Origin of the sequence: Streptomyces sp. AB3(2024), from assembly GCF_041862025.1 — a bacterium.
Lineage (GTDB): Bacteria > Actinomycetota > Actinomycetes > Streptomycetales > Streptomycetaceae > Streptomyces.
The window spans coordinates 1-10642 of the sequence record NZ_JBGWAB010000189.1; the positions used below are offsets into that span (position 1 = coordinate 1).

Consider the following 10642-nt stretch of genomic DNA (forward strand, 5'->3'; position numbering starts at 1 on the left):
AAGATCATTCCCGAACGACGCCGTCTCCGACGTGAAACGGTCACCCGTCAGCTGCATACCGTCACCCGAATCACCCGCGAAACGGATGATCACACGGTCCACGCGGCGGATCTCGGCTCCGGTCGCCATGTCAGCCGCTCTGCTCGTCGCGGCGCAGCTCCGGCGCGTGCCGGTAGCCGAGGATCAGGACGTCGCGGACGGCCGGCTTCGCCGGGTCCTGGGCGAGGATCGGGCGCACCGCGTGGAGGATCCGGGCGTCCGCCCAGAACATGGTGTCCATCTGCTCGGTCAGGGTGAACTCGGCCACGAGTTCCTTCTCCAGGCTGTAGACCTGGGATTCCCCGCCCCGGGCGTTGAAGCGGCCCATCAGGTGGATGGCGCCGAAGTCGACCTCGTCGCGGTGCGGGCCCTCGGGGGTCGGTTCCCCCGTCTCGTCCGGGGTGCTGATGATCCGGAACTGGTGGCACTGGACGTCCCAGGGGTCGTCGAGCCAGGAGTCCGCGGGGACCGGGAACTTCTCGAAGTCGGCGCGCAGGAGCCGCGTCAGGAGCGGGTTGTCCAGGGTGGCCCGGCTGAGGGGGGCCACGTCGCGGTCGATGCCGCCGGCGTAGTCGTTGGCGTTCATCGACTGGAAGTAGGGCCGGTGGGGGCGCAGCCGGACCTCTCCGGTGCGGGGCACGAAGTAGAACCGGTCGTAGCGGCGCTCGCGGAAGCGGGACCCGCCCTTCAGGTACCGGTCCGTCTCCAGGTGTTCCCACTCGGCGGCCAATTCCTTGACGTGCTGCATCGATTCGGTATCGATGACGAGCCGGTCGGCCGGCAGCAACGAATATCCATTGGCCCGCAGTTCTTCTCGTGCTTCGGTCTGCATGATTCGCTCCTCCACGCCGGATCTCACGCACTCGTGCATCCCGAGGTTCCCACAGCCGTACTGACGCTGAACTGACCGGCCTGACGGGTCAGGAGGACGTCAGCCGGTCGTCACGGCGGCTGTGCTTCACTCGACCGGTATGACAGAACAATTAGTGTCCTCGCCCCGATCGGAACGCCGGACGGTTCTGGAAGAAATCGTCGTGGCGGAATTCAAGACGGCACTGCTCATGCCGGATGACGAAGAGCTGCCGCTGGAGGACAGCTTCTTCGAGCTCGGTATGACGTCCCTGCTGCTGACCCAGGTCAAGCAGCGGCTCGAAGACCGCCTGGGGCGGGGCATCAGCAGCACCGCCCTGTTCAACCAGCCCACCGTCGAGCGGCTGACCGACCATCTGGCCTCGGACGTGCTGGCCGACATCTTCGACGCGAATTGAGAGGGAGGCCGCCGCCATGCCGGGAACGCCGGACCCGCGGGATCCGTACATCATGCAGGGGATCAAGGAGATGAAGGAGAGGCTCGACATCGCGGAGGAAACGGTCCGGCGACAGGACAGGACCCTCGGTGAATTCCTTCTCGAAAAGCACGAGCCGATCGCCGTGGTTGGGGTTGGAATGCGCCTGCCCGGCCGGAACAATTCTCTTTCGGATCTCGATTCCTTTCTGCGGGACGGACGTTCCGGTATCGGTCCGCTGCCGCGCGACCGCTGGGTGCCGGAGGTGGCCGACGGCGATATCACCGCCGTCGCGGGCGGTTTCCTCGACCACATAGACGAATTCGACGCGCAGTTCTTCAACATTCCCCCGAAGCAGGCCCCCTTCATCGATCCGGGGCAGCGGCTGCTGCTGGAGACGGTGTGGGAGGCCCTGGAGGACTCCGGCATCGATCCGGCCGTGCTGCGGCACGGCGACGGCGGTGTCTACGTGGGCGCCTCCCCCCTGGACTTCCCCCTGGAGCTGGAGGGGCTCTCGGACGAGCAGCTCGACGGGAGCCTGGCGACCGGGCTCGGGGCGTACTCCCTGTCGGGGCGGCTCTCGTACTTCCTGGGCTGGCGCGGCCCGAGCCTGACGACCGACACCGCGTGCGCGGCCTCGCTGACCGCCCTGCACCTGGCGGTGGAGGGGCTGCGGCGGCGCGAGTGCGGGATCGCGCTGTGCGCCGGGGTGAACACCCTGCACAACCCGCGCTCGTACGTGATCCTCTCGCACGCCCAGATGCTGGCCCCGGACGGGCACTGCAAGACCTTCGACGAGAGCGCGGACGGTTACGCGCGCGCCGAGGGCTGCGGGGTGCTGGTCCTCAAGCGGCTGTCGGACGCGGTGGCCGCGGGCGACCGGGTGCTGGCCCTCGTACGGGGCACCGCGATCGGGCAGGACGGCGAGAGCGCGGGTCTGAGCGCGCCCAACGGCACGGCGCAGGAGGCCGTGATGCGGGCGGCGCTGGCCAACGCGCGGCTGGAGCCCGGCGACATCCAGTACGTGGAGGCGCACGGGACGGGGACCCCGCTCGGCGATCCGATCGAGCTGGGGTCGGTGAACGGGGTGTTCGCCGCCTCCCACGACAAGGACGACCCGCTGGTCATCGGCTCGCTGAAGGCCAACCTGGGGCACATGGAGCCCGCGGCCGGGCTGGGCGGGCTGATCAAGGTGATCACGCAGATGCGGGCGGGCACCTTCTTCCCGCACGTGTGGCGCAACCTCTCCGGGCGGATCCCGTGGGACACGTACCCGATCGAGGTGGCGACGCAGGAGCGGCCCTGGAAGGCCCCGGTGCGCCGGGCCACCGTCAACGGCTTCGGCGTCGCCGGGGCCATCGCGGTCGCGGTACTGGAGGAGGCCCCCGCCCGGGACACCGCCCTGGACACCGCGCCCGCCGAACCCTCCGCGACCGCCGCCCCCGGGGCGGAGCACGGGCAGGTCTTCACGCTGTCCGCCAAGTCCCGGCCGGCGCTGCGGCTCCAGGCCGAGCGGTACGCGCGGTTCCTCGCCGAGCACCCCGGCACCTCCCTCGCCGACCTGTGCCGCACCCGGGCCACCGCCCGCTCGCACTTCCGCTTCCGGGCGGCGGCGGCCGTCTCCTCCCTGGCCGAGCTAGGTACGCAGTTGGAGCGGTGGAGCGCGCCCCCGCGGGGCGAGGAGAAGCCCGACGCGTTCCGCAAGGTGGCCTTCCTGTTCACCGGGTCCGGTTCGCAGTACGTGGGCATGGGCCGGGCCCTGTACGGGCGCCACGCCGTGTTCACACGCTGCGTCGACGAGTGCGACGCGCTCTTCGCCCCGCTGCTCGGGCGCTCGGTGGCCGCCGTGATGTTCGGCGACGCCGGGGACGCCGAGGAGACCCTGGCCCGTACGTCCTTCACGCACGCGGCGCTGTTCACCCTGGAGTACGCGCTGGCCCGGCTGTGGCTGTCGTGGGGGGTGCGGCCCAGCGTCCTGATCGGGCACAGCGTCGGCGAGATCGTCGCGGCCACGGTCGCCGGGCTGTTCTCGCTCGCCGACGGGGTCGCCTTCCTCGCCGCGCGTTCCCGGCTGATCGAGTCGGTGTCGGCGCCGGGCGGGATGGCCGCGGTGGCGGCGCCCGCCGAGGAGGTGCGCCCGCTGCTCCTGCGGTGGCCCGAGCTGGCCGTCGCCGCCGTCAACGCGCCGGAGCAGTGCGTGGTCTCGGGCGGCGCCGGGGCGCTGGCGGAGGCGGTGGAGGCGCTGCGCGCGCGGGACTGGACGGTGACCCCGCTGCACGTGACGGCGGCGTTCCACTCGCCGCTGATGGAGGAGGTCGCCGAGCCGCTGGCCGAGGTGCTGCGGGGGATCGCCTTCCAGGAGCCGCGGCTGCCGATCGTGTCCAACCTGACCGGCCGGATCGCGGCGCCGCGGGAACTGGCCACGCCCGAGTACTGGGTGCGGCACATGACGCGGTCGGTGGAGTTCGCGGCCGGGGTGCGGACCATCGCCGAGCGCGGCCGGCACGTGTTCCTGGAGGTGGGTCCGTCCACGGCCCTGACCTCGCTGGCCCGGCAGGCCGTGCCGCAGGAGCAGCACCGGTGGCTGAGCTGCCTGCGCCGCAAGGACACCACGGGTGCCACCCTGGACGCCGCGCTGGCCGGCGCGTACACGGCGGGGCTGACCATCGACTGGAACGCGGTCCACGCGGACGGTCCCGGGCGGCGGATCCCGCTGCCCGGCTACGCCTTCGACCGGCGCGCCTACCGGCTCCCGGCCCGCCCCGCGGCGCGCGCCGGGGCCGTCGGCGCCGGCCACCCGCTGCTGGGCCGCGAGGGCGGACCGGCCGGCGACCGGCGGGAGTTCACGGCCCGGATCAGTGCGGCGGCCCCCGCGTACCTGGCGGACCACACCATCGGCGGCCAGCCCTTCCTGCCGGCGGCGGCGTACCTGGAGCTGCTGCTGGCGGTCCAGGACGAGGTCCACGGCGACACCGGCCGGGCGGTGGAGGACGTCCGCTTCCACGAGGCGCTGTTCCTCTCGGACCGGCCGACGCTGCTGCTGACCCGGGTGCGCACCGAGGCGGGCGGGCGGCTGTCGGTCGAGGTCTCCAGCCGGTCCGGGGACGAGCCCGCAGGCGTGGAACGGCTGCACGCGACGGCCGCGATCGCGGCGGAGGCCACCGGCGCGGGCTCGCTGTCCGATCAGGGCCGGGCGCTGGTGGGCCTGCTGGGCGCGGTGCGGGGGGTGCGTTCCTCGAAGGCGCTGGACGCCGAGGACGTGCGGGCCGCCTACGCCGAGGCCGGGCTGGAGTACGGGCCGCAGTTCCGGCGGGCCCGCTCGGTGACGGCGTACGGGCCGAACTTCGCGGTGACGGAGCTGTCCGGCGCGGACGTCTCCCGTGCCGAGCACCTCCCGCCGCCGCTGCTGGACGGGGCGACGCACGCCCTCGCCGCCCTCGCCGACGACGGCCGCCGCTACGTGGCCACGAGCGTGGGCCGGCTGCGGACCTTCAAGAAGCCGCGGGGGGAGGCGTTGCGCTCCGCCGTGCGGGTCACGTGGGCCGACCGTCCGGACGCCGGGGCGGGCGACGGCCCGGCCTTCACGCTGGACCTGCTGCTGCTGGAGGACGGCCCCGAGGGGGCCGGCCGGCCGGTGGCGGAACTGTCCGCGATGGGCTTCACCCGGCTGCCGGACCGGCCGGTGGAGGTGGCCGCCGGGGCGGCGCAGCCGGCCGCGTCCGCGCCGGTCGACGTGGAGGCGCTGACGGCGGCGCCGCCCGGGGAGCGGCAGGCCGCGCTGGTCACGCTGGTGCGGGCCACGGTCGCCGCGCTCCTCGCGGTCGACGACCCGGAGTACGTCGACACGCGGGCGAGCTTCCTGGAACTCGGCGTGGACTCGCTGACCGCGATCGTGCTCAGGACCCGGCTCCAGACGCGGCTGCGCGTCCCCCTGGTCTCGTCGGCGGTCTTCGACCACCCCTCGGTGGAGGAGCTCGCCGAGGTCCTGTCCCACCGGCTGGCACCCGCGCCCGTGGTGGCGGCGCCGGCCCCCTGAGCAACAGCCAACGACACGAGGGAACCCCATGGACAACCGTACGGAGGACCGGACCCTGGCCGCCCGCGCGGCGCTGCACGCCCGGAACCGGCCCGACCGGCCGGCGGTGATCTGCGAGGACCGCACGCTGACCTACGGGCAGCTGCACCGGGAGAGCAACCGCACGGCGCACGCGCTGCTGGACTCGGGTCTGGCGGCGGGCGCGCGGGTCGGCTACCTGGGCCGGGAATCGGAGCACTACTACGACCTGGCGCTGGGCTGCGCGAAGAGCGGTGCGGTGCTGGTGCCGGTGAACTCGCGGCTCACGGCCGGCGAGGTCGAGCACGTCCTGCGCGATTCACAGGCCGAACTCCTCTTCGTGGAGAGACAGTTCAGGACGGTCGTGGACCGGCTGCGGCCGGTGCTGCCCCGGCTGGGCCGGATCGTGGAGATGGACTCCGACGGCCATGTGGCGGGCGGGTTCCTCGACTGGAAGCGGGGGCGGCCGGACACGGATCCGGCCCCGGCCGCCGCGGCCGGTTTCGACGACCCGGTGGCGCAGCTGTACACGAGCGGGACGACCGGCCTGCCCAAGGGGGTGGTGCTGGCGCAGCGGACCTTCTTCACCTTCATCGCCGACAGCCGGGCGGCGGGGGTCGACTGGATCGACTGGCGGCCCGAGGACCGGGGGCTGAGCTGCTTCCCCGGTCTGCACACCTCGGGCTTCGGCTGGTTCATGCACTCCTTCAACGCCGGCGCCACCACGGTGATCATGCGTCAGTTCATCGCCGACGAGGCCACCCGGCTGATCGAGCACCACGGGATCACGACGCTGTGGGCGGCGCCCGCGATGCTGCGGATGATGCTGACCGAGCGGGGCACCACCCGCGAGACCTTCCGTTCGCTGCGCAAGGTGGTCTACAGCGGCTCCCCCATCGACCGCGAACTCCTGCTGACCTGCATCGACGTCCTGGGCTGCGAGCTGGCGCAGGGCTACTCCTCGGCGGAGGCGGGCAGTTTCGTGACCTGCCTGGCGCCGGAGGACCACACCCCGGACAGCCGGGTCCTCGGCTCGGCGGGCCGGGTCTGCCCCGGCAACGAGGTACGGATCCTGGACGGGGAGGGCCGACGGCTGCCGGCGGGCGAGGTGGGCCGGGTGGTCATCAAGAGCCCGGCGCGCTTCCTCGGGTACTGGCAGCTGCCGGAGGTGACGGAGCAGGCCCTGTCGGGCCCTTCGGGCGAGTGGCTGTCCATGGGCGACATGGGGCACCTCGACGCCGACGGCTACCTGTTCCTCGTCGACCGGGTCAACGACACCATCATCGTCGCGGGTCAGAACATCTATCCGACGGAGGTCGAGAATGCCCTGCGGGCCCACCCGGCGGTCGCCGAGGTCTCCGTGTACGGAGTCCCGCACCCCGACTGGGGCGAGGCCGTACGGGCCGCGGTGGTGCTGCGTCCCGGAGCCGAGGCCACCCCGCGCGAGTTCCTGCGGTTCATGAACGGGCGGATCGCCGGGTTCAAGATCCCGACGGGGTACGACATCGTGGCCGCGCTGCCGCGCAATCCCACCGGGAAGGTGCTGCGCCGGGTGCTGCGCGAACGGCACACGGCCGCCGCCGCGTCGCCCGCCCCGGCCACGGCGGCGTAGACCGCGATGGAGACCCTGGGCCCGCTGCCCGAGGTGCAGGGAGCGTCGCGGTGGCTGCATCCGGCCGACGCGGAACCGGACGCGGAGCTGCGGTTGTTCCTGCTGCACCACAGCGGGGGCGGCGCCTCCATGTACCGGGAGTGGCCCGCGCAGCTCCCCGGATCGGTGTCCTGCCAGGCCGTCCAGCTGCCCGGCCGTCAGGAGCGGCGGCGCGAGGCCCCGTACACGCGGCTCGGCCCGCTGGTGGAGGCCCTCGCGCGGGTGGTCTCGGACGAGCTGGACGGGCGCGCGTACGCGGTGTTCGGGCACTCGATGGGGGCGCTGCTGGGCTACCGGCTGACGGTGGAGATGGAGCGGCGGGGCCTGTCGGCCCCGGCGCTGCTCGCCGTGTCGGGGTGGGCCCCCGAGGGGTTCTCGGCGCCCGCGGCGCTGTCCCGGGACCCCCTCGAAGCGCTGCGTCTGCTGGGCGGGCTGCCGGCGGCGGTCGAGGCGGACGCGGAGCTGCTGGCGGCGGCGGTCCGGGCGATGGGCGCCGACGGCGCGGTGTGCGCGCAGTTCTCGGACGACGGGGCGGCCGTGAGCTGTCCCGTCGTCGCGTACTCCGGGCGCGGGGATCCGCTCCTCGCGCCCGGGGCCATGCGGTCGTGGGCCGGTCGGACCCGTGACTTCCTGGGGTGCCGGACCTTCCCCGGGGACCACTTCTACCTGCGGACCCACGCCCGCGCCATCACGGCCGACCTGGCCCAGCTGCTGCCGCGGTACGCCGCGGGGCCCTGACCGGGCGGCGTCCCCGCAGAACCGGAGGTACACCGTCATGCTGCCCCGACCCAACGAACTCCTCGCGCGCTACGTCGCGTTGTGGAACGAGACCGACGCGGAGCGCCGGCGCGACATGGTGCACGCCCTGTACGCGCCCGACTGCACGTACGTCTTCTACCGCAAGGACCCGATCCGGGGGCACGCGGCGCTCCTGGAGCAACTGGCCTACACGCACCAGGTGTACGGCCCGATGGGCTACGAGTTCCGGTCCTCGAACAACGCGACCGGCCACCACGACGTCGTCCGGTTCAACTGGGTGATGGTCTCGGCGGCCACGGGCGAGATGGAGATGTCCGGCCAGGACATCGTCGTGCTCGCCGAGGACGGGCGAATTCAAGCCGACTACCAGTTCCACGACCGGATGCCCTCGTCGTTCGTCTACAACGACGGCTACGAGGAGCACGGCGTCGCCGTGCGCGCGGCCCAGCCCCGGCGCACCGGTGTCGCGGGCCCCTGACGGGGGCCCGGGGCGCACCCGGACCGGCCCCCCGGCACCGCGGTGCCGCGGGGCCGTTCCCGTAGGGCGGCTCGGGTCAGAGGGCGGCGCCCGCCAGCGCGTTGGGGCAGTACTGGCGCAGCACGAGCTCGGTGGTGGCCAGGGCCATCCGGGCGGGCCCGTCCGCCCCGAGCACCTCGCCGTTGGCCAGCAGGCCGCCGATGACGAGCATCAGCGTGTCGGCCATGGCGTCGGGATCCTCGGAGCCGGCCTGGGCGCCCATGTCCCGCAGCCAGTTGCGCAGGCCCTTGAGGTGCAGCGTCGCCTCCTGGCGGCCCGGGTGCGCCGGGTCGCGGAACTCGCTGGAGGTGTTGTAGTAGATGCAGCCGTGGAAGTCCGGTTCCCTGACGCTGGCCTGGAAGAACTCCATCAGCGCCATGATCTGCCGGGCCGGGTCGCCGCTGTGGGGGGCCGTGACCTCTTCGGCCCGCTCCCACCACTGTGCGTCGCTCTCCCGCAGCCAGGCGGCGATGAGCTCGTCCTTGCTGGCGAACTCGCGGTAGAGCAGGCTCTTGCCCACTCCGGTCGCGTCGATCACCTGCTGCATGCCGACGGCCCGGACCCCCTGCTCACCGAAGAGTTTGGCCGAGGCCTCCAGAATCCGCCGCCTCGTACCTGGTGCCGGTGTACGCGCCATGTCTGAACTCCTTCCCCTCTCCCCCGCGGATCCCAGCATACGTTTGACAGCGGGGTTTGTGAGCGCTAGAAATGGACCGATCAGTCCCGGACTGATCGGTCCGTCATTCTTCACCATGTTGCGGCCCACTGCTTCCGACGACCCTCCGATCGGAGTCTGATCATGACCGAGGCATCACCGACCTCTCCCCCCGTCGCACGAACGGTGTTACCGTCCGCCCCCGTGGTCAAGAGCCTGCCCCTGCTGCTCCTGGTCGTGTGCGCGGTGCAGTTCCTGGACGCGATGGACATCGCGAGCATGGGACCGGCCCTCCCCCTGGTCCAGGCGGACCTGGGCATGTCGACCTCCGCACTCCAGTGGGTCGTCTCCGCCTACGCGCTCGGATTCGGCGGGTTCCTGCTGCTGGGCGGCCGGTTGGCCGACCTCTACAACCGCAAGAAGCTGCTGATCGGCTTCCTCGCCGTCTTCGTGGTGGCGAGCATCCTCGGCGGCATCGCCGACAACGGAGTGCTCCTGGTCGTCGCCCGTCTCCTCAAGGGCGTCAGCGCCGGTATCACCGCACCCGCCGCCATGGCGATCCTGCTCGACGCCTTCCGTGACGAGCAGTCACGCAACCGCGCGCTCGGCACCTTCCTCGCCGTGGCCTCGGCCGGCTACTCGCTCGGCCTGATCCTCGGCGGCCTGATGGCGGGCATCTCCTGGCGCCTGGTCCTGTTCGCCCCGGCCGTGGCCGGTGTCCTGGTCGCCCTGCTCGCCGCCTCCGTGGTACCCGCCCAGCAGGAGAAGGGCAAGAGCGGAAGCATCGACATCCTCGGCGCCGTCACGGTGACGGCCGGCGCGGTGGCCCTCGTGTACGGGCTCAGCCGGGCCGCGAGCGACGGCTGGAGCGACGCGCAGACGATCGGTTCCCTCATCGCCGCCGCGGTCCTCTTCCCGCTGTTCGCCGTGGTCGAGAGCCGGCACCCGGCACCGCTGGTCCCGCTCTCCGTCTTCCGCAAGGGCCAGCTGACCCGCGCCCTGGTCTCGATGCTCTTCTTCGGCGCCTACGTCTCCTTCCAGTTCGTGCTCACCCTCTACTACCAGGAGCAGCTGGGCTGGAGCCCGCTGGAGGCCGGCCTCGCCTTCCTCCTCGGCGGCGTGCTGACCGCGGGCACCGCCCGCTACGGCGCGGCCCTGGTCACCAAGTACGGCGCCTGGCCCGTCGCCACCGGCGGCCTGGTCCTGCTGAGCATCGGCTACCTCGGCTGGGTCCTGCTCATGGGTCAGGTCGACCCGCTGGTCACGCTGTTCGCGCAGCAGCTCCTCGGCGGCCTCGGCTTCGCCGCGGTCTACCCGGCCCTGAACATCGCGGCCGTCGGCACCGCCGAGCCCGACGAGCAGGGCCTGGTCTCGGGCCTGTTCAACGCCGGCGCGCAGATCGGCAACGGTGTGGTCATCGCCGTCACCGCCACCGCGTTCTCCCTCTCCACCGGCGGGATCGCCCCGTACCGGGCGGGCCTGTGGACCGTCACGGTCATCACCCTCGCCGTCACCCTCGTGGCCCTGGCGGGCGCCGCCCGCTACCGCAGCAAGGCCGCGGCCTGACCGGAGGGGGGGGGGGGGGGGGGGGGGGGGGGGGGGCCCCCCCCCCGCCCCCGCCCGCCCCCCGCCTGCCAGCGCCCCACCCCACACACCCCCCGCGACCGCATCGGCCTGGAGC

Annotated in this window: 8 protein-coding genes; 6 read left to right on the forward strand and 2 right to left on the reverse strand. The window is 72.8% G+C overall.

From position 1 onward, the window contains the following. Positions 1-130 precede the first annotated feature (130 nt). Positions 131-871 (reverse strand): 2OG-Fe dioxygenase family protein, encoded by a 741-nt coding sequence (locus tag ACEPPI_RS37820; RefSeq protein WP_373919795.1) that lies wholly within the window; start codon positions 869-871, stop codon positions 131-133. A 202-nt stretch (positions 872-1073) separates the two neighbouring features. Here ACEPPI_RS37820 and ACEPPI_RS37825 point away from each other — a divergent pair, with 202 nt between their 5' ends. The 5 genes from ACEPPI_RS37825 to ACEPPI_RS37845 are packed head-to-tail and all read left to right on the forward strand — an operon-like array spanning position 1074 to position 8267. Continuing rightward, the gene (locus ACEPPI_RS37825) at positions 1074-1307 is read left to right on the forward strand and encodes an acyl carrier protein (protein WP_280917659.1); all 234 of its coding nucleotides are present in this window, start codon (positions 1074-1076) and stop codon (positions 1305-1307) included. Positions 1308-1359: 52 nt separating this feature from the next. Continuing rightward, positions 1360-5361: a type I polyketide synthase gene (locus ACEPPI_RS37830; RefSeq protein ID WP_373919801.1), complete on the forward strand. Its 4002-nt coding sequence runs from the start codon at positions 1360-1362 to the stop codon at positions 5359-5361. A gap of 28 nt (positions 5362-5389) precedes the next feature. Beyond that, entirely contained in the window at positions 5390-6991 is a 1602-nt protein-coding gene (locus ACEPPI_RS37835) for a long-chain-fatty-acid--CoA ligase (RefSeq protein WP_373919796.1), read from the forward strand. Between the two features lie 6 nt (positions 6992-6997). Continuing rightward, positions 6998-7768 carry a thioesterase II family protein gene (locus tag ACEPPI_RS37840; RefSeq protein WP_373919797.1) on the forward strand — a complete coding sequence of 257 codons (771 nt, stop codon included), beginning with the start codon at positions 6998-7000 and terminating at the stop codon, positions 7766-7768. Between the two features lie 37 nt (positions 7769-7805). After that, entirely contained in the window at positions 7806-8267 is a 462-nt protein-coding gene (locus ACEPPI_RS37845) for a nuclear transport factor 2 family protein (protein ID WP_373919798.1), read from the forward strand. 76 nt (positions 8268-8343) lie between these two features. Here the strand turns inward: ACEPPI_RS37845 and ACEPPI_RS37850 are convergent, their stop codons facing one another. Continuing rightward, positions 8344-8943 (reverse strand): TetR/AcrR family transcriptional regulator, encoded by a 600-nt coding sequence (locus ACEPPI_RS37850; protein ID WP_373919799.1) that lies wholly within the window; start codon positions 8941-8943, stop codon positions 8344-8346. A gap of 222 nt (positions 8944-9165) precedes the next feature. Here ACEPPI_RS37850 and ACEPPI_RS37855 point away from each other — a divergent pair, with 222 nt between their 5' ends. Then, positions 9166-10527 carry an MFS transporter gene (locus ACEPPI_RS37855; protein ID WP_373919800.1) on the forward strand — a complete coding sequence of 454 codons (1362 nt, stop codon included), beginning with the start codon at positions 9166-9168 and terminating at the stop codon, positions 10525-10527. Positions 10528-10642: the final 115 nt, after the last annotated feature.